This window comes from Methyloferula stellata AR4, assembly GCF_000385335.1.
Taxonomy (GTDB): Bacteria; Pseudomonadota; Alphaproteobacteria; order Rhizobiales; family Beijerinckiaceae; genus Methyloferula; species Methyloferula stellata.
Genome location: NZ_ARWA01000001.1, coordinates 1489454 through 1507449 on the forward strand (window position 1 = coordinate 1489454; position 17996 = coordinate 1507449).

16 protein-coding genes, 2 tRNA genes and 1 pseudogene are annotated in these 17996 nt (G+C 59.9%); 9 read left to right on the forward strand and 10 right to left on the reverse strand.

What is annotated here, in order from left to right:
- Window positions 1-229: 229 nt before the first annotated feature.
- On the forward strand, window positions 230-1423 hold the full coding sequence (locus A3OQ_RS21610; RefSeq protein WP_244427105.1) for an extracellular solute-binding protein: 1194 nt from the start codon (window positions 230-232) through the stop codon (window positions 1421-1423).
- A gap of 98 nt (window positions 1424-1521) precedes the next feature.
- On the opposite strand, the gene A3OQ_RS0107285 is transcribed toward A3OQ_RS21610, so the two are convergent.
- Complete coding sequence (locus A3OQ_RS0107285) at window positions 1522-2949, reverse strand: helix-turn-helix domain-containing protein (RefSeq protein ID WP_026595599.1); 1428 nt, start codon at window positions 2947-2949, stop codon at window positions 1522-1524.
- A 127-nt stretch (window positions 2950-3076) separates the two neighbouring features.
- Here A3OQ_RS0107285 and A3OQ_RS23450 point away from each other — a divergent pair, with 127 nt between their 5' ends.
- On the forward strand, window positions 3077-3778 hold the full coding sequence (locus tag A3OQ_RS23450; protein ID WP_020174717.1) for a response regulator transcription factor: 702 nt from the start codon (window positions 3077-3079) through the stop codon (window positions 3776-3778).
- Between the two features lie 104 nt (window positions 3779-3882).
- Entirely contained in the window at window positions 3883-4227 is a 345-nt protein-coding gene (locus A3OQ_RS0107295; protein WP_020174718.1) for a hypothetical protein, read from the forward strand.
- 58 nt (window positions 4228-4285) lie between these two features.
- Here A3OQ_RS0107295 and A3OQ_RS0107300 read toward each other — a convergent pair whose 3' ends face one another.
- The 4 genes from A3OQ_RS0107300 to A3OQ_RS0107315 all read right to left on the reverse strand — a co-directional run bounded on the left by A3OQ_RS0107300 (window position 4286) and on the right by A3OQ_RS0107315 (window position 5589).
- Entirely contained in the window at window positions 4286-4615 is a 330-nt protein-coding gene (locus tag A3OQ_RS0107300; RefSeq protein WP_152428351.1) for a hypothetical protein, read from the reverse strand.
- Window positions 4616-4782: 167 nt separating this feature from the next.
- Window positions 4783-5262 carry a copper chaperone PCu(A)C gene (locus tag A3OQ_RS0107305; protein WP_020174720.1) on the reverse strand — a complete coding sequence of 160 codons (480 nt, stop codon included), beginning with the start codon at window positions 5260-5262 and terminating at the stop codon, window positions 4783-4785.
- Window positions 5259-5468 (reverse strand): hypothetical protein, encoded by a 210-nt coding sequence (locus A3OQ_RS24810; RefSeq protein WP_020174721.1) that lies wholly within the window; start codon window positions 5466-5468, stop codon window positions 5259-5261. The genes A3OQ_RS0107305 and A3OQ_RS24810 overlap by 4 nt, the downstream gene beginning before the upstream one ends.
- Before the next feature lie 46 nt (window positions 5469-5514).
- A tRNA-Thr gene (locus tag A3OQ_RS0107315) sits at window positions 5515-5589 on the reverse strand.
- A 207-nt stretch (window positions 5590-5796) separates the two neighbouring features.
- Here A3OQ_RS0107315 and A3OQ_RS24815 point away from each other — a divergent pair.
- The 5 genes and pseudogenes from A3OQ_RS24815 (at window position 5797) to A3OQ_RS0107345 (ending at window position 11207) form a co-directional block, all read left to right on the forward strand.
- Window positions 5797-5976 carry a hypothetical protein gene (locus tag A3OQ_RS24815; protein WP_020174722.1) on the forward strand — a complete coding sequence of 60 codons (180 nt, stop codon included), beginning with the start codon at window positions 5797-5799 and terminating at the stop codon, window positions 5974-5976.
- A 40-nt stretch (window positions 5977-6016) separates the two neighbouring features.
- Complete coding sequence (gene murA, locus A3OQ_RS0107325) at window positions 6017-7312, forward strand: UDP-N-acetylglucosamine 1-carboxyvinyltransferase (RefSeq protein WP_020174723.1); 1296 nt, start codon at window positions 6017-6019, stop codon at window positions 7310-7312.
- A gap of 168 nt (window positions 7313-7480) precedes the next feature.
- Window positions 7481-7924 (forward strand): DUF2948 family protein, encoded by a 444-nt coding sequence (locus tag A3OQ_RS0107335; RefSeq protein WP_020174724.1) that lies wholly within the window; start codon window positions 7481-7483, stop codon window positions 7922-7924.
- A 74-nt stretch (window positions 7925-7998) separates the two neighbouring features.
- Window positions 7999-9195: pseudogene (locus A3OQ_RS21625) on the forward strand (cation:proton antiporter domain-containing protein); the annotation flags it as partial.
- Window positions 9196-9389: 194 nt separating this feature from the next.
- Window positions 9390-11207, forward strand: a complete 1818-nt coding sequence (locus A3OQ_RS0107345; RefSeq protein WP_020174726.1) for an aminopeptidase P family protein — start codon at window positions 9390-9392, stop codon at window positions 11205-11207.
- 132 nt (window positions 11208-11339) lie between these two features.
- Here A3OQ_RS0107345 and A3OQ_RS0107350 read toward each other — a convergent pair whose 3' ends face one another.
- The 5 genes from A3OQ_RS0107350 to A3OQ_RS0107380 all read right to left on the reverse strand — a co-directional run bounded on the left by A3OQ_RS0107350 (window position 11340) and on the right by A3OQ_RS0107380 (window position 14982).
- Window positions 11340-12566, reverse strand: coding sequence for an MFS transporter (locus A3OQ_RS0107350; protein ID WP_020174727.1), 1227 nt, complete (start codon window positions 12564-12566; stop codon window positions 11340-11342).
- A gap of 265 nt (window positions 12567-12831) precedes the next feature.
- The gene (gene irrA, locus A3OQ_RS0107360; protein WP_020174729.1) at window positions 12832-13299 is read right to left on the reverse strand and encodes an iron response transcriptional regulator IrrA; all 468 of its coding nucleotides are present in this window, start codon (window positions 13297-13299) and stop codon (window positions 12832-12834) included.
- Window positions 13300-13700: 401 nt separating this feature from the next.
- Window positions 13701-14162: a Fur family transcriptional regulator gene (locus tag A3OQ_RS0107370; protein WP_020174731.1), complete on the reverse strand. Its 462-nt coding sequence runs from the start codon at window positions 14160-14162 to the stop codon at window positions 13701-13703.
- A gap of 242 nt (window positions 14163-14404) precedes the next feature.
- A tRNA-His gene (locus A3OQ_RS0107375) sits at window positions 14405-14481 on the reverse strand.
- Between the two features lie 111 nt (window positions 14482-14592).
- The gene (locus A3OQ_RS0107380; protein ID WP_152428352.1) at window positions 14593-14982 is read right to left on the reverse strand and encodes a phasin family protein; all 390 of its coding nucleotides are present in this window, start codon (window positions 14980-14982) and stop codon (window positions 14593-14595) included.
- 233 nt (window positions 14983-15215) lie between these two features.
- On the opposite strand from A3OQ_RS0107380, the gene A3OQ_RS21630 reads away from it, so the two are divergent.
- Complete coding sequence (locus A3OQ_RS21630) at window positions 15216-17996, forward strand: ATP-binding protein (RefSeq protein ID WP_020174733.1); 2781 nt, start codon at window positions 15216-15218, stop codon at window positions 17994-17996.

Consider the following 17996-nt stretch of genomic DNA (forward strand, 5'->3'; position numbering starts at 1 on the left):
AGCGGTTGATCCGCCAATATTGAACCACGACATTGAGCCCGGACACACCGAACCGCGGACTTGGAGGCTGGCGCCCGTGAACCACCGGCTTAGGATAGATACATCCGCACTCCATGTTCCGTTGCAGAGCATAGACTCCCGTGGCTTTTTCAGGCAGGGCCGCGGATGGTTTTCGCAAGCCTGCAAGACGGGCCTTGTCCGCTGTCTCGTTTTGCTTCTGGCGCCTCTTTTGTTGTGGCCTCATATAGGCTTGGCGCAAAATAAGGGCGCGCAAGATAAGGCAGCGCAAGTTAAGATAGCACAGGAAAGAGTCGTCAATCTTTACGCATGGGCGGATTATTTCGATCCCAAGGTCCTTGATGATTTCACCAAGGAAACCGGCATCAAGATCGTCTATGACACCTATGACACGAGCGAGGCCCTCGATGCGCATCTCGCACTCGGCCGCTCTGGCTACGATGTCGTGGTGCTATCCGGTCCGCTGCTGCAAAAGGCGATCGCCAACGATCTTCTGCTCAAACTCAACCGGGCGAAACTCCCCGCGGCCAGAGGGCTTTGGCCGGATATCATGGGGCGGCTTTCGATCTATGATCCGGGCAACCTTTATGCCGTGAACTATATGTGGTTCACGTTGGGCCTGACCTACAACGCCAAGATGATCGAAGATCGCCAGGGGCCGGCAGCTCTGGCCTCATGGGACGTGATCTTCCGGCCGGATGTTTTGAAGAAATTCGCCGATTGCGGCGTCGAAGTGCAAGACAGCCCGCATGAGCTTTTCGCCGCTGCATTGCACTATATGGGCGTGAATCCACGCTCGAAATCGCTCGTCGATCTCAAGCGCGCGGCGGATCTTCTTTATGGTCTTCGCCGGAACGTGAAAAAATTTCGCGCTACAAACGATCTATCGGATGTCGTGGGCGGCGACGCTTGCCTGACGCTCGGCTGGTCGAGCGACACGGCTCAGGCGCGCAAACAGGCGGCGGATTCCAATAGCAGCGTGACGATCGATTATGCCATTCCGAAGGGCGGTACGCTCATTCTGCTCGACAATCTTGCGATCCCCAAGGAAGCCGCGCATCAAGACGACGCCTATGCTCTGATCAATTATCTCCTGCGGCCCGACATAGCGGCGCGCAACACGAAGGCGACACATTTCGCCAATGGCGTTCTGGCATCGAAAAATTTTCTGCCGCCCGAAATTCTCTCGGACCCGTCGATATATCCGGACGAAGCGGCAATGAAGAGCTTTTTCGTCATGGGCCTCTATGGCGCCGCCGAACAAGCTTTCGTCGCGAAGGAATGGCTGCGCGTCAAAAACGGCGATATCAAACCGGCGAGCACGAAGAACGACAAATCGAAGGGCGGAAAGAACGACAAGACCGCCGGCAAGAAAGACGAAAAATCGCGAGTCAAATCGCGATGATTGGAACATGATCGTCTTAACTAATCGCGATCACGCCTAAGGTTTGTTTTAACGCATGACCTTGATCCGAAAAGTCTGCAACTTTTCGGGATCATGCTCTAAGAAAACCGAAAAGGCACAAAGTCACGCCGGTCAGGATCGACGATGAGCGGCCGGTCGATTGGCGGCGCGGCGCGCTGCGGGCAATCACCGCGCTCGCAAATGCGGCAGCTGACCCCGATTTTGGTGACCGGCGCGGTCTTGATATCTATGCCGTCGGCATAGACGACGTCTTGCGCATAGCTGACCTCGCAGCCAATGCCGAGCGCGAAATGGCGCGGCGGCGCGAGATGGCTGCCGCCCGATTTCGTTGCCGCGCGGGCGACGCTCAGATAGCGCACGCCATCCGGCATTTCGGCGATCTGGACGAGGGTCCGGTCTCCGGACGAGAAGGCCTCATGCACGTTCCACAACGGGCAAGTGCCGCCGAAGCGCGCGAATTGAAAGCGCGTCGATGAATGGCGCTTCAAAATATTGCCGGCGCGGTCGACGCGGACGAAATAGAAAGGCACGCCGCGATCGCCTGGCCGCTGCAGGGTCGAGAGCCTATGCCCGACCTGTTCGAAACTCGTGCCAAACAGGATGCAGAGCCGTTCGACGTCATAGCGCAGACTGCGCGCCGCATTGAGAAAGCGCTCATAGGGCATGACGAGCGCGCCGGCGAAATAATTGGCGAGCGCGATCCGCGTGATGGCGGCGGCGCCATTCGCCCGGAAGCTCGCGTCGGAAATGATCGCGTCGATTTCTTTTTCCTGTTCGATCTGGCCGATCAGATGGGCAATATGAAAGACCTTGCTCGCGTGATCGATGCCATCGCGCAGCCAGAGCACGCGGGCGACGCGATCGTAGCGGCGAATGAACAGAGAAGTCGGATCGACCTTCTCGCTCTCCACGCGTATGCCATGCCGTTTGAACAGATAATCGGAGAGATGCGTGCCATGGACGCTCTCGCCGACGCTGATCTCTTCAGCGAGGCTTTCGGCGTTGCGATCGAGGCGGTCGAGATAATTGCCGCGATAGTGCAGAAAATTCCGGACTTCCTCATAAGGCAGAAGCGCCCCGGGATCGCGTTCCATCTCGGTGCGTTCGGAGGAGAAGGCTTCATCGAGGATCTGCGTCCGCTCATTGGCACGGCGGAAGGCGAGGTGAAGGCTCAAGAAAGCATGCGCGAACCAGGACGTATTGGCGGCGATCGTCTTCAAATCCTGGCTATTCGGCAGAAGGCCGGAAAATACCGGATCGGCTAGAGCCTGGCGCAAATCGCCAATGAGGCGGTCGGTATCTTCCTGGGCGAAATCGGCGAGATTGACCGAGAAAGCCTGGGCGAGGCCGAGCAGGACGGGGGCGGTCAGCGGCCTCTGGTTGCTCTCGATCTGATTGAGGTAACTTGCTGAAATTCCAACGCGTTCGGCGAAAGCATGCTGGGTGAGCGCATGGGATTCGCGCAGCCGGCGGACCTGCATTCCAGAAAAGAGCTTTTGTCTCATGCAAAAGTTGTAACATTGCAAATCGAATTAGCAAACAATTTGCAAATCTGCGACTTTTCGCAAGAAGCAAACGAAAAACTTCGGTATTTCCCTCTTTCGGACGAGTTCCTTCTGGGGAGAAGCGCGAATGAGCAGAGGCTTGACGGTTACCGATATGATTCAAACGGCTCCTTGGGCTGACAGAATCGGGGTTTTTGTCATTCAGTCCATGCCTCTGCTGCGACGCGGCATCGAATCGGCGCTCCGCGAGGCGCCGGCTTTTTCGCAAGCGCTGATCCGCAGCTTTCCCACGGCCGAGGCGGCTGCTTCCGCCTTGCAGGACGCCCGCGCCGGCGATGTGATTCTCGCTGATATGCCGGCCTGGACGGTCTTGCGTCCTGCGGGCACGGGCGGCAACAAGTCGGCCTTTGCTTTCCTGAGCGACAAGAAAGTTGCCTTCGGCCTTGTGACCTCGGTGGATCCGGCCGCCTTGCGGCTCTTCCGCGAACAAGGCGTCTCGGGCTTCATGGCGCCTGAGGCCGAGGCGGAAGCGCTCGTCCAATTGGTGACGGCGCTTTCCGAGGGCCGCAGCTTTTATCCGCCCGCGGCGTCGCCCAAGCGGGCCGATGTTTTGGCCTCGCTGTCCAACCGGCAGTTTCAGATTCTGGAACTTATGACCCGCGGTCTTTTGAATAAGCAGATCGCCTGGGAGCTTGGGCTCACCGAAGGCACGGTCAAGAGCCATGTCTCGGCCATTCTCGACAAGCTTGGATGCGATCGGCGCACACAGGCCATAACGGCCTATATGAAGAGCACCGGTCTTGCTGCTGTCCCTGCCATGACAATGTAAACGTGACGATGTAAAACACGCGACAGGTTGCGCGATCTGAATTAAGGCCTTTTCAGTCGGCAGGTTCTGCCGGTTGGAGAGGCCTTAATTTTTGCGGAAATGAAATGTCGCTATCTTTGGAAGACCGTGTGCGGGAATTGGAGCGGTTTCGCTACGGGGCGAACGCGCGCATTCATGCGCTGCAAACGGCGGCTATATCCGCGCTGACGATCCTGGCCCTCGACTTGGACGAGCCTATGGCCTTCGCGGAAAATCTGACGAAAGCTTGGGCACGCGGCGCCGAAGCCGTCGCGGCGTCGCCCGGCGCCGATCCCGCGCAAATGGACATGCTCGCGCAGGAATTTCAGGATGCGATCGCGCTTTTATCGGCGACCTTTCTGCTGACCGTCCGCAATGAATTTGCCAAGCAGAAAGAGTTCGAGGCGAGAAACCCGCGGCCGCGCGCGTGAAGATCATGCGCAAAAAACCGCGAGGGCCTGGACCCTGTCCGCTTGTACTGGCTAGGCCCTAATAAGGCTGGTCCGGGTCGCCATAGGGATGTTGCTCGGGATCGTCCATATGCCGCTCGCGGCCGGGTTCGAACATTTTGGCGCAACTCGGGCTCAATTGATCGCGCTTGGCCTGCATGCATGCCGTGATGCGCGGAATATTGGGAATATAGTCCGAGCAGAGACGAAACGCGTCGCCGGTGCAGGCCTCTTGCTCCTCATAACTATAGCCTGCGCTCAAGGCCGGCGCGCTTCCGAGCATCGAGACAACCGGCAGCGCAAGGAAAAGCTGCAATCTCCTCGGCACTGGTCTCGCGCCTGGCGTGGTAGCCAGATAGGCTTGGTTCATTTCGTTTTGTCTCCGGAAGTGAATATTTCCGCTGTAACGGGAGCGGAGGATCATGCGCCGCAGCGTTATCGGTTTATGGATCTAAAAGCGATTTTTTAAAGTCATCGCATTTCAGAATTTCTTGAAGGCGTGATGACCTTGACCGTTTGTGCCAATCGGTCGCGGCCCTAAGGATCAGGCTTCATCGCGCCGATCGATTTGATCGCGAATTCGACCGTGACCGGCCCGGCTTTCTCGAAGGTGAGCGTGGCTGGAAAATGCTCGCCCTGTTTCAAGGGTTGTTTCAGTCCGACGAACATCACATGAAAGGATCCGGGCTTCAGTTCGACGGAGCCATGGGCGGGCACGGCGAGGCCATCGGCCAATTCGCGCATGCTCATGATCCCGTCCTTCATGGACATTTCGTGCACTTCGGCGCGATCCGAAATCCCAGTGCTGAGCGACACCAGTCTGTCGGTCTGATCGCCATTGTTGATCAAAGTGAAATAGCCGCCGCCGATCTTGGCTCCGGGCGGCGTCGCCCGCGCCCAGGGCTGCGCGATCGTGATGGAGCCGGCCGACGTCGCTTGCGCGTCGGCAGGCGCCGGCAGGGCGAGGATTGCGCAGAGGCCTAGCAAGGCGGCGGCAAGACGATGCGGCAGCGTCACGCTTTCGGGCCGCCTCTCAATTGTTGCTTGATCGTCTCTTCGTCGAAATGGACGATTCCCTCGGGCGAGATGACCGCATGGGCGACATAGCCATTGTTCATCTTTTCGGCCGCCGAGTGCATCGCCTCGTCGAGCGTATTGGAGGTCTCGCGATTCCAGGTTTTGAGGATACGGTTGACTTCCATTCCCCAGATCAGCGTCCACATGAGTTTGACTCTATAATGGGAAAAATCGCGGTTTCGCAGCATGAAATGGTGCTGCGAGACAGGATTGAACTGTCGACCTCTCCATTACCAATGGAGTGCTCTACCACTGAGCTACCGCAGCAAGGCGCCTTTCGGCGTCATGGGACTCCAAGGCGGCGCGCAAGGCACGGGGTATGTGCCATAGGCCATGAGCCGAGGCAAGCAGGCGCGGGAGGCGCCGAGTGGCCCCGCTTGTCGGGGCGGGGCGGAAGACTTACAAACGGCTCAGATAAGGGGCTGAACCGCGCGAATCGATCGAAAATCAGCCGGATCTTAAGGAACTGGTCCTATGTCCGAGGACAGGCGCGAGGACTCCAGCAAAATATCCGGCCGGGACCAGACGAAGGGTCCGCAGGCTCCGGCAGCCAAGGACATGAAGAAAGACAGGCTCGCCGCGGCTTTGCGCGAGAATCTGAAGCGCCGCAAGGCGCAAATCTCGGCGCGGCGGCACGAAACACCGCCAGAATGAAAACCGCGCCCGAATAGGCGCAAGGCAGTCAGGGGGCTCGATGGATCGCATTCGCATCGTTGGTGGCAGGACGCTCGAAGGCAGGATTCCCATCTCGGGCGCGAAAAACGCGGCGCTTCCATTGATGATCGCGTCCCTGCTGACGAGCGAAACGCTGACGCTCGAAAATATGCCCAATCTCGCCGATGTGAGCATGTTGTTGCGGATTCTCGGCCATCATGGCGTCGATTACTCGGTCGATGGCCGTCGCCCGGGCGAAATGCCGCATGCGAGCCGCACCATTCATCTCTCGGCGCGGGCCATCGTCGATACGATGGCGCCCTACGAACTGGTTTCCAAGATGCGGGCGAGTTTCTGGGTGGTGGCGCCGCTGCTCGCGCGGATGGGCGAGGCGAAAGTCTCTTTGCCGGGCGGTTGCGCCATAGGCACAAGGCCGGTCGATCTTCTGATCATGGTGCTCGAGCGGCTCGGCGCGTCGGTCGAGATCGAAGCCGGCTATGTTCATGCGCGGGCGCAGAAGGGACTGCGCGGTGCCGAGATCCGTTTCCCTAAAGTGACGGTCGGCGGCACGCATACGGCTTTGATGGCGGCATCGCTGGCGCATGGCCATACGCGCATCGAAAATGCCGCCTGTGAGCCGGAGATCGTCGATCTTGCCGATTGCCTCAACAAGATGGGCGCCAAGATCAAGGGCGCCGGACAGACAGCGATCGAGATCGAAGGCGTCGGTAGCCTTTCGGGCGCGCGCCATGCGGTGCTGCCGGATCGCATCGAAGCCGGCACCTATGCCATGGCCGTCGCCATGACCGGCGGCGACGTTCTGCTCGAAGGCGCAAGCCCGGCGCTTTTGCAAAGCGCGCTAGATGCCATCGAACAGGCCGGCGCCGGCGTGAGCGTCACCAATGAGGGGATCAGGGTCAGGCGCAATGGCGCGGGGCTGTCGCCCGTCGATGTGACGACCGCGCCATTCCCGGGATTTCCGACTGATCTTCAGGCCCAATTCATGGCACTCATGACGGTGGCCAAGGGCTGTTCGCGCATCACCGAGACGATTTTCGAAAATCGCTTCATGCATGTTCAGGAATTGGCGCGCTTCGGCGCCAAGATCAGGCTCGAAGGCGATATCGCTTTCGTCGAAGGGGTCGAGAGCTTGCAAGGCGCACCGGTCATGGCGACCGATCTGCGTGCCTCCGTCTCTCTCGTCATCGCGGCGCTCGCGGCCGAAGGCGAGACAGTGGTGAACCGCGTCTATCATCTCGATCGCGGCTTCGAACATCTCGAAGAAAAGCTCAGCCGGTGCGGTGCGCTGGTCGAGCGCCTTTCGAATCCGGGTTGAAGATTTGAAGTCCTCGTGCTTCGAGACGCAAGCTCCTCAGCATGAGGGCCTTTAAATGCTAGAATAGCCCTCACCCTGAGGTGCGAGAATTCCAAGTCGCACTTATGCGACTTGGAATGCGAGCCTCGAAGGGCGACGGCAACTGAAAATTTGTTTCAAGGATTCTTAATGTCCGATCTTTTGCGTCTTGTTGCGCTCGATAGCGAAGATCTGGCGGTTCTCTCCGCCAATCTTCAGGACGCTTTGGTCAAGATTGGCGACATGGCCTATTTTCCGACAACCAAGCGCTTCGTCATCGTCGCGGCGCGTTTCGACTGGCTGCGCGCGGCGAACCAGGGCGCGATGGAACGTTGCCGCGCCGGTCTTCATTTCGAGCGGGTGCTCAAAGTCTCCCGCATGGGTTTCGATCAGCACAATGCCGATCTCATTTTGAATCTTCTGAGTGTCACCTTCAACGAAACCGACGCGCCCGCAGGAGAGGTGACCCTCACCTTTTCGGGCGGCGCCGCCATCCGCCTCGACGTCGAATGTCTGGAAGCGCAGATGCGCGACATAGGTCCGCGCTGGAAGGCCAAAGGCCAGCCGGGCCATCAGTTCGACGACATCGGGTGAAGCATCGGACCCAAAAGTGGGAACCGGTTTTGGGATAAATCCGATGCTCAGATCAATGGGATAAGTCTCAGAATATGCCGCATGAGACCCCGCTTATTGCCACGATCGTCGCAGGCATCGGGCTCGCCTTCGTCTTCGGCACGATCGCCAATCGGCTGCGCATGCCGCCGCTTGTCGGCTATCTTGCGGCAGGCATTTTCATCGGTCCGCACACGCCGGGTTTCGTCGCGGATCAGAGCCTCGCGACCGAACTCGCCGAACTTGGCGTCATCCTGCTCATGTTCGGCGTGGGACTGCATTTCTCGCTCAAAGATCTTCTCTCCGTGCGCGCGATCGCCGTGCCCGGTGCGATCATCCAGATCGCCGTTGCAACCGCCATGGGCGCGGCGCTCGCCTGGTGGATGAAATGGCCGATCGGCGCCGCGCTTGTCTTCGGCCTGGCCCTCTCGGTGGCAAGTACGGTCGTGCTGCTGCGCGCGATGCAGGAGCGCCACCTCATGCAGACCGAGCGCGGGCGCATCGCGGTCGGCTGGCTGATCGTCGAAGATCTCGCCATGGTGCTGACGCTCGTGCTGCTGCCGGCGCTGGCAAGCCTGCTCGGCACCAGCGATGCCGCTTCGCAGGATCCTCTCGCCTTGCGGTTTGGCCTCAACATCTGGGGCGTGCTCGGGCTGACACTCGTGAAGCTCCTGGTCTTCGTCGCCTTCATGCTGATTGTCGGGCGGCGTGTCATTCCATGGGTCCTGCAATATGTCGCCGATATGGGCTCGTCCGAGCTATTCCGGCTCGCGGTGCTCGCCATTGCTTTATGCGTCGCCTTCGGCGCGGCGCAGCTTTTCGGCGTATCGCTCGCGCTTGGCGCTTTTTTCGCCGGGATGATTTTAAGCGAATCCGAATTGAGCCACCGCGCCGCCGAAGAAACCCTGCCGTTGCGCGATGCTTTCGCGGTTCTGTTCTTCGTCTCTGTCGGGATGCTCTTCGAGCCGGCGATCCTCTTGCAGGAGCCTCTGCCGATCCTCGGCACTTTGGCGATCATCGTGCTCGGCAAGGCGGCGATCGCTTTTCTGATCGTCCTTGCCTTCGGCTATCCGCTGCGCACGGCGCTGACGATTTCGGCGAGCTTGGCGCAGATCGGCGAGTTCTCTTTCATCCTTGCCGAACTTGGCATCGGGCTCCATCTGCTGCCGGAGCACGGACGCGATCTCATTCTCGCGGGCGCGATCCTGTCGATCCTTTTAAACCCGCTGGCCTTCGCTGTGGTGGATTGGTTGTGGCGGGGTGATGTTGAGCCGCTCAAAGGCGAAGGCGCAAACGAGGCGTAATGCCGAGGATATGGGCGATTTCGGCGACCTCTGGCCGTCCCTATGCCTCCGCGTCATATATCTGCTATGTAACCGCCAAATTCACTTGACGTGCGCGAATCGCTTCGCATGTCGCTCCGCAACGCTCAGGAATAGACATCCCTATGTTCGAAGCCCTTTATCAGACCTTTGAAGACTCAGCCGACTCCTCGCAGAGCGCCGAGCGCGTCGCAGCGTTGCGCTCCACGTTTCGCAAATATCAGATCGATGGATATTTGATCCCCCGCGCGGACCGCCATCAGAATGAATATGTCGCGCCCGCCGACGAACGGCTCGCATGGCTTTCGGGCTTCACTGGGTCCGCCGGGCTTGCGATCGTCTTGAGGCGGCAAGCCGTGCTCTTTATCGATGGACGCTACACGCTCGCGGTGCAGTCGCAGATCGATCCGGAGGTTTTCGAACCCGTTGCGCTCGCGCAAATCTCACCCGACCGCTGGCTTGAGACGAAACTGCGCAAGGGTTCGCGCATCGGCTACGATCCATGGCTGCACACGCCCGGCCAGATCGCGCGTTATGCCGTCGCGGCCGCGAAAGCCGGCGCCGAGCTCGTCGCGGTCGAACCCAATCTCATCGATCTGATCTGGACCGACCGGCCGAAGGCGCCGCAAGGCGAGATCACAGTGCATCCGCCGCGTTACGCAGGCGAAGCCTCGGCGAAGAAGCTCGCGCGCATCGTCGCGACGCTCGGCAGCAAGGATGCGCTGGTCGTCAGCGATCCGCATGCGGTTGCCTGGGCTTTCAACATTCGCGGCCAGGATGTGTCGCATACGCCTTTGCCCTTGTCCTTTGCGATCATCACCCGCACGGGCAAGCCGAAACTCTATGTCGATTTCGAGAAGCTCGACGATAGCGTCAGGGCGAAACTCAAGCCGCTTGCGGCGCTGGCCGAACCGAAAGACCTGAAGGCCGATCTGCAGGATCTTGCCAAGAAGGGCAAGAGCGTGCTCTTCGACGCGGGCACCGCGCCCGCCAAATTGATTCAGATTTTTGAGAAGGCGGGCGGCCACGCGGACGTGGGCACCGATCCCATCGCCTTAATGAAAGCGAAGAAGAACGCGACCGAGCTCGAAGGCATGCGCCAGGCGCATATACGCGACGCTGCCGCGATGGTCTCCTTCCTCCATTGGTTCGAAGGCGAGGCTGCCGAAGGCGAACTGACTGAGATCGAAGCGGCGCAGGCGTTGGAGACCTTCCGGCGCGATACGAAGAAACTGAAGGATGTCTCCTTCCCGTCGATCTCAGCCTCCGGGCCGCATTCGGCGATCCCGCATTATCGGGTGACGGAAAAAACCAACCGCAAGATCAAGCGCGGCATTTTTCTCATCGATTCCGGTGCGCAATATCAAGACGGCACGACCGATATCACCCGCACTGTCGCGGTCGGCGAACCCAATGCTTCTATGCGCGACCGTTTCACCCGCGTGCTGAAGGGCCATATCGCCATTGCGCGCGCGGTGTTCCCGAAGGGCACGTCGGGCGCGCAGATCGATGCGCTGGCGCGGCTCGCGCTCTGGCAGGCCGGACTCGATTTCGATCATGGCACGGGCCATGGCGTCGGCTCTTATCTCTCTGTGCATGAGGGGCCGCAGCGCATCGCCAAGGTCGGCATGCAGCCGCTCGAACCGGGCATGATCCTGTCGAACGAGCCCGGCTATTACAACGCCGGCCATTGGGGTATTCGCATCGAAAATCTGGTGATCGTCGAGCCGCGGGAGATCGCGGGTGCCGAACGCGAGAGCTATGGTTTCGAGACGATTACTTTGGTGCCGATCGATCGCAATCTGATCGAGCCGAAGCTTCTCAATGCGGAAGAGCTCGATTGGATCAACGCCTATCATGCGCGGGTGCGCAAGATCGTCTCGCCGCTGGTCGAGCCTGCCGCGCGCAAATGGCTGAAGGCGGCGACGCAGCCGATCGAATAGCCGGCACAATCTATGCCGTCATTGCGAGGAGCGAAGCGACGAAGCAATCCATGCTTGGAACGATTGCTTCTGGATTGCTTCGCTTCGCTCGCAATGACGATCTTCCTAAAGCGCAGCCCTCTGGAAGAGTATCTAGCTGTTTGCCATCGGCTCTTCGCCGAGCCGCGGCAGAAAATAGGCAAAGAGCCCAAGCGCCGGCAGGAAGGCGCAGACGCGATAGACGAAGGTGATGCTGGTTATGTCGGCCAATTCGCCGAGTGCGGCGGCGCCCAATCCGCCCATCCCGAAGGCAAAGCCGAAAAAGAGGCCGGCGACCGTGCCGACCTTGCCCGGCAGAAGCTCCTGCGCATAGACGAGGATCGCGGCGAAGGCCGAGGACAGGATCAAGCCGATGACGACGCTGAGCACGCCGGTCGCGACAAGACCGGCATAAGGCAAGGCGAGCGTGAAAGGCAGGACGCCGAGGATCGACGCCCAGATGACATAGCGCCGTCCGATCCGGTCGCCGATCGGACCGCCGAGGAAGGTGCCAAGCGCCATGGCGCCGAGAAAGAGGAACAGAAAGATCTGCGCCTCTTGCACCGACAGGCCGAACTTCTGAATCAGATAGAAGGTGTAATAACTGCTGATGCTCGCCGTATAAAAGAATTTGGAAAAGACGAGCATGAGCAGGATCGAGATCGTCACGAAGACCTTGGTGCGCGAGAGACCAAGAGAAGGATGCGCCGCGGCGCGCGGCTTCGCCCGGGTGGCGGCGAGCATCCGGCCGTACCATTGGCCGATGCCAGTCAGCACGATCATCGCGAGAAGGGCGACGATCGAGAACCACGCCAGACTATGCTGGCCGTGCGGCACGACGATAAAGGCCGCGAGCAGCGGTCCCAGAGCGGCGCCGGCCGTGCCGCCGACCTGAAACAGCGATTGCGCCAATCCGTGCTGTCCGCCCGACGCCATCCGCGCCACGCGCGACGCCTCGGGATGGAACACCGACGAGCCGACGCCGATGAGCGCGGCCGCGAGAAGCAGCACGCCGAAGTTTGGTGCGACCGACAGCAAAAGCAGGCCGCCGAGCGAGAAGCCCATGCCGATCGCCAGCGAATAGGGTCTTGGATATTTATCCGTGTAAAGCCCGATGAAAGGCTGGAACAGAGAGGCGGTCAGTTGAAACGCCAGCGTGATAAGGCCGATCTGGCCGAAATCCAGCGCGAAGGACGTCTTCAAAACCGGATAGATCGCGGGCACCAGCGATTGGATGATGTCGTTCAGCAAATGTGAAAACGAAATCGCCAGCAAAATAGCGAAAAGTGTCGTCTCTTCGGGACGGGCAAGCCCGGCCGGCGCGTCGAGTTTCGCGTCCATGGTCCTACTGTAATCTGCTGTCTCGGGTTCGGAAGGCAGAAACCGGAGATGCTCTAAATGTCCCACGCGCCTGGGTGGGGCCCAGCCCGGCGCAAGAGACGATCTTGCCGCAAGATAAGGATCGCGCGGCTGATTGCGATTCAATTCGGCGCGAGCCCGGCTCTGCCGATTGGCCGATGCTCGCGAGAATGCAGCTGAAAACGCAATAATATGTTGATATTATGTATCTATCCGGGCCGGGCCGACAGCGTGGCCCGGCGCCGCGTTACGATGTCTGGGACACTCTTTTCAGATGGACGACGACATCGACCTTGTCGATCGCATAGCCGTCCGGCGGCGTCGGAAGGTGGCTGAAGCAAACCTCCTCCGGCTGAATATCTATCAGCCGGTCCTCGGCCTCGATGTAGAAATGGTGATGATCGCCGGGATCGGTGTCGAAATAGGTCCGCTCGCCATTGACGCTCACGCGACGGACGAGGCCGCCTTCGACGAACTGATTGAGCGTATTGTAGACGGTCGCGAGGGAGAGCGGCACGCCCCGGCTCAACGCTTCTCTGTGCAGGTCGTCGGCGGTGACGCGGCGATGGTCGCTTTCGAAAAGCAGGGCGCCGAGCACTTGGCGCTGCCGCGTCGCGCGAAGGCCGGCCGATTTCAGGATGCCCTCGATTCGCGCCGTGCAGAAGGCCTTCTGACGATCGGCGAACAAGGGCAAATGGGCAGGGTTGAAAAGCATTTGTCTGTCCTCGTAGCGGGACTCAACAATCATGACGTCAAACCCGCGCCGAAACTGGCTCATCCTGGCGTGGTACTCAGCGGCGGCGTGGCCACTGCCATGGAGCCTAGCGCCAAGCCTGCCGTCTAATCCGGCAGGCGTGGCGCCATAAATCTTCGACCTTTTGAGCGGATCCTCGTGAATGACTGCGGTCGGTACCGAAACTCTAGTTGCGATTAAGTCGCAATTGCAGATTGGTTCAACCGATAGCCGAGGTCAACTTCAAACGCGGCCGATTCGTGCTGAAAGGGTGGTCATATTGTCCCAGCCTGGACCGCCGCCGCCCGGACGGCGAGGTCGACGTGCCATGGCGGAGACTGGACGGATGAACCGGGCCATGGCTGAGGCCGGCGCTCGGCGGCTCAGGCTTTTCCGGCCGGCTTGGCAGCCTTGGACTTCCGGCGGGGCTCGAGCGGGGTGACATAGATCTCGAGGCGATGGCTGACGATTTTATAGCCGTGCCGGCGCGCGATCTTTTCCTGCAATTTCTCGATTTCTTCCGACTGGAATTCGATGACGTCGCCGGTCTCGATGTCGATCAGATGATCGTGATGCTTCGTGTCCGCGGGCTCGTAGCGGGCCCGCCCATCCGAGAACGTGTGGCGCTCGAGCGCGCCCTTTTCTTCAAGCAGGCTCAGCGTCCGATAGACGGTCGCAATCGAGATGCCTGGTTCGACAAGGGCCACGCGGCGATGAAGCTCGATCGCATCGGGATGGTCCGTCGATTCGCCGAGCACCTGCATAATGATCCGGCGCGGCCGCGTCAGGCGAAGCCCGTTCGTCTGATAAAGCTCCTTAACGTCATCGGCCAGCTTCAATTCCATAGCCCTGTCGTCGTGAATCCCGGGAATAGCGCGTTCAGTTTCATCATCTGACTGCATTGTGGCAAGCGTGATGAAAGTCGAGCGCATAAGCACAGCGCGGACGCCGCTTCGCCGTCTAGCGTTATGATCCGCTCATATTGGAATTGGGTCTTGTATTGGAATTGTTCTTGGCCGCTCCGCGGGCGGAGCTGGACGATCGCCGTCAGCCGGAGCCTATTGCCGCAATAAATACGTTTTTATCATGGTACCGCCACCCCGGCTCGAACGGGGGACCTCTAGATCCACAATCTAGCGCTCTAACCAACTGAGCTATGGCGGCAGGCGTGATTTGAGCGGGACCCTAAGTGCATCGTTTCGCGATTGCAAGGGTTTGCCGCGCCGCACGGCCGCTGGCCGATGGGTGACGAGAGTTTATAAAAGCCCCGGCGATTTAGCGATCGAGCGCGGTGGTGAAAGGAGTGGTCGTGTCGGTTGCGATCTTCTGTGCGAGGCGCATGAAATCCTTGGCCTGGGCGGTGGCGGATTCGAAATGCGCTTGCAGATGGCGGGTTTGCAAAGCCATGACTTCGGAGAGGCTCTGAGTCGTCATCATGGCTTGCAGAAGGTCGAAAGCGGACAGAGTCTCGTTGCGGAGAATTTCGACGGCTTTTGCGTTGAGTTCGCCTACACCCTGCGAGGCTGCGGTGAAACTCGCGTCGAGCGCGGAGGTGACGCCTTCGGCGCCGGTTTTGAAGCCTTCATAAGTCGTGCGCGTTTGGTCCAGTCCGGTTTCCACGGCCTGGCGAAGCGTTTCGTGGATGTCGAAAGGGCTGCGTGGCATCGTGAGCACCCTGTTTTTCCTCGGTTCAGAACAAGCAAAAACATAGCTTATTTTATGTTGCGTTGCAATATATATTTTGCATTGCAGCAATATTAAGCTTGTTACGCATTCTTGGGACTATCGGGGCAAAGCGGTGGACCGTTTGTCGGGGCTCATTTAAGATTTGATTAAGGCTATCCGTGGCGGCGGAGGTTGCCTTCCTGTGTCCGAGCTTTTGAGAAGCCCTTGCCGCTATGAGCGATTTTTATTTTGAACCGGCGGCTTCGCAGCAGGAAGCCGAGGCAGCCTTGCGCGGGCTTGCGCTGGACAAAGCCGCCGCGCAACCAGCTTTCGTCGCCTGCGCGGAAAGCGCCGTCGCGCCGCCGCAGATGCTTTTTGCAAATAGCGCCATGCTCTCGCTCTTCAGCTCCGCCGATCTTAATACGCTTGGCCGCCGCCTCTTCCTCGCCAGCGATCCGGGCGCGAAGCGATTGGCAAGCCTCATACAGAAAGCATCAAGCAGCGCTGCCCCCAGACTCGAACGTCTGCGGTTTTATTTCGGCCTGACGACGCAAATGTTCACCTTCGCCTGCCATTGGGTGGCAAGGCCCGGTCGAGCGCCTTTGTTCGCGGCGACTGTGCTCGATGCGCCAGCGCAGCTTTTGAATGAACGCCCAGCGGCAAAGCGCCCCGAAACCACCACCGATGTGAGCGAGCCCGCGGCGCTGCCGCGCGAGACAAAGGCCGTGCGTTTTTTATGGCGCACGGATGCCGAAGACCGCTTCACGGAAATAACCCCGCCTCTGGCTTCCGTCGTCGGCGAGGCGTCGGCCGATCTCGTCGGACAGACGATCCGCGACGTCTCGGAGAGGCTGCACCTCGATCCGAGCGGCGCATTGGCGCAAGCCTTTGCCAAGCGCGAGACGTGGAGCGGCGTGGAGGTCCTATGGCCGATTGCCGGAACGGCGACCATCGTGCCTGTGGGACTAGGCGCCCTCCCGACCTTCGATCGCGGCAGGCATTTTGAAGGCTATCATGGCTTCGGCGTGATTTGTGTCACCCGCGTCGCGCCTGCGCCGGCCGGCCATTTGGCAGCGGCTCTCGACCTGGATCATGCCGCGGCGGAAGCCGTCAAAGTCGAGGAGGCGGGGTTTTGGACGCCGTCCTACGATACGGAAAATGTCGTCTTCCTGCGGCCTTTGGCGACCAAACTGGTATCGCCCGATTCTAGTGCCGACAAAATCGAGTCCATAGGTGTCGAGCCGGACGAGAGCGCGGAGAGCGAACCGGTTCCAACGCCCGATTTATCGGCCGCGGAACAGCACGCGTTTCACGAGATCGCGCGCGCGCTTGCCAATGAAGAGATTGCGAGCGAAGAGCCAGCTGCGCGCGAGGAAACGATCGCTGCCGCCGAATCCGTTGCGGATACCACGCCGTTGATGGCACCGGAAGCGGCGGAGACACAGGCGGCAATCGAAACCCCGGAAGACCAGGTCCTGCTCGCGCCGGAAGCGGAAGTGGAAGTCGTGGAGGCGGCGGCGCCGGAACCTCCCTCCGAGGCCGAGCAATTGACCCGCAACGCGGCGGCGATTTTTGCGCATCTGAACGCAGGCCTGCTCGTGAGCCGCAACGAAGAGCCGATTTTCGCCAACCGCTTTCTGCTCGATCTTTTAGGCTATGAAGATCTCGAAGCCTTTCAGAAAGGCGGCGGACTTCCGCGCCTTCTCGCGCAGCCGGCGGCTCAGGGATCGACCACGGTCGAATTGACCACGCGCGAGGGTGCTCTCGTGCCGATGATCGCGCGCGAGCAATGCGCCGAATGGGATCATCTGCCGGCGACGCTTTTGATTTTGCAGCCGACGCAAAAAAGCGAAGCGCATTCGACGATCGACGCGAAGCTGACGCATTATGAGACCGAATCGCGCGAACTGAACGCCATTCTCGATACGGCGACCGATGGCGTCGCGGTTCTCGATGCGGCGGGCCGCATCATGACGCTGAACCGCTCGGGCGAAGCGCTCTTCGGCTATGATCAGAACGAGGTGATCGACGAGCCCTTCTCGCTTCTGTTCGATGCCGAGAGCCGCGCGATCGCCGAGGATTATCTCGAAGGCTTGAAAACGAATGGCGTGAAAAGCCTGTTGAACGACGGCCGCGAGGTCGTCGGCCGCGCCCGCCAGGGCGGGCTCATTCCGATCTTCATGACGCTCGGGCGCGTCAGCAGCAGCCATGCCGAAGACAAGGATTTGAAGTTCTGCGCGCTGCTGCGCGACATGACGCATTGGAAGAAGGTCGAGCAGGAGCTCGACGAGGCGCGCAAGGAAGCCGAGCGCGCGAGCACGGCGAAATCCGATTTCCTCGCCAAAGTAAGCCATGAAATCCGAACGCCGCTCAACGCCATTTTGGGCTTTGCCGAAATCATCATGGACGAGCGCTTCGGGCCGATCGGCAATGAACGCTACAAGGATTATCTGAAAGACATCCACATGTCGGGCGCGCATGTGATGAGCCTCGTCAACGATCTGCTGGATCTCTCCAAGATAGAGGCGGGCAAGCTCGAACTCGATTTCCACGACGTCGATGCCAATCGCATCATCTCGGAATGCGTGACGCTCATGCAGCCGCAGGCTAATCGCGAACGCGTGATCATGCGCATGTCGCTGGCCTCGAACTTTCCGCCGATCAGCGCGGACGAGCGCTCATTGCGCCAGATCATTCTCAATCTTCTGTCGAATGCGGTGAAGTTCAACGAGCCGGGCGGGCAGGTGATCGTCGCGACCGCCTGGAACGATACGGGTCATGCCGTGATCCGGATCAGGGATACGGGCATAGGCATGTCGGAAACCGACATCGAGACGGCGCTGGAGCCTTTCCGTCAGCTCGCGACGACGCGTCAGACGACGGGCACGGGCCTCGGCCTGCCGTTGACCAAGGCGCTGGTCGAAGCCAATCACGCCTATTTCTCGATCAAGAGCAAGAAGCAGGAAGGCACTTTGGTCGAAGTGACCTTTCCGGTGATGCGGGTCTCGGCTTAG

Bases quoted from the DNA above. Each gene is read 5' to 3' on its own strand.
- A3OQ_RS0107285 (WP_026595599.1), bottom strand. From the start codon at position 2,949: ATGAGACAAAAGCTCTTTTCTGGAATGCAGGTCCGCCGGCTGCGCGAA.
- A3OQ_RS23450 (WP_020174717.1), top strand. From the start codon at position 3,077: ATGAGCAGAGGCTTGACGGTTACCGATATGATTCAAACGGCTCCTTGG.
- A3OQ_RS0107295 (WP_020174718.1), top strand. From the start codon at position 3,883: ATGTCGCTATCTTTGGAAGACCGTGTGCGGGAATTGGAGCGGTTTCGC.
- A3OQ_RS0107300 (WP_152428351.1), bottom strand. From the start codon at position 4,615: ATGAACCAAGCCTATCTGGCTACCACGCCAGGCGCGAGACCAGTGCCG.
- A3OQ_RS24810 (WP_020174721.1), bottom strand. From the start codon at position 5,468: ATGTGGACGCTGATCTGGGGAATGGAAGTCAACCGTATCCTCAAAACC.
- A3OQ_RS24815 (WP_020174722.1), top strand. From the start codon at position 5,797: ATGTCCGAGGACAGGCGCGAGGACTCCAGCAAAATATCCGGCCGGGAC.
- murA (WP_020174723.1), top strand. From the start codon at position 6,017: ATGGATCGCATTCGCATCGTTGGTGGCAGGACGCTCGAAGGCAGGATT.
- A3OQ_RS0107335 (WP_020174724.1), top strand. From the start codon at position 7,481: ATGTCCGATCTTTTGCGTCTTGTTGCGCTCGATAGCGAAGATCTGGCG.
- A3OQ_RS0107345 (WP_020174726.1), top strand. From the start codon at position 9,390: ATGTTCGAAGCCCTTTATCAGACCTTTGAAGACTCAGCCGACTCCTCG.
- A3OQ_RS0107350 (WP_020174727.1), bottom strand. From the start codon at position 12,566: ATGGACGCGAAACTCGACGCGCCGGCCGGGCTTGCCCGTCCCGAAGAG.
- irrA (WP_020174729.1), bottom strand. From the start codon at position 13,299: ATGCTTTTCAACCCTGCCCATTTGCCCTTGTTCGCCGATCGTCAGAAG.
- A3OQ_RS0107370 (WP_020174731.1), bottom strand. From the start codon at position 14,162: ATGGAATTGAAGCTGGCCGATGACGTTAAGGAGCTTTATCAGACGAAC.
- A3OQ_RS0107380 (WP_152428352.1), bottom strand. From the start codon at position 14,982: ATGCCACGCAGCCCTTTCGACATCCACGAAACGCTTCGCCAGGCCGTG.
- A3OQ_RS21630 (WP_020174733.1), top strand. From the start codon at position 15,216: ATGAGCGATTTTTATTTTGAACCGGCGGCTTCGCAGCAGGAAGCCGAG.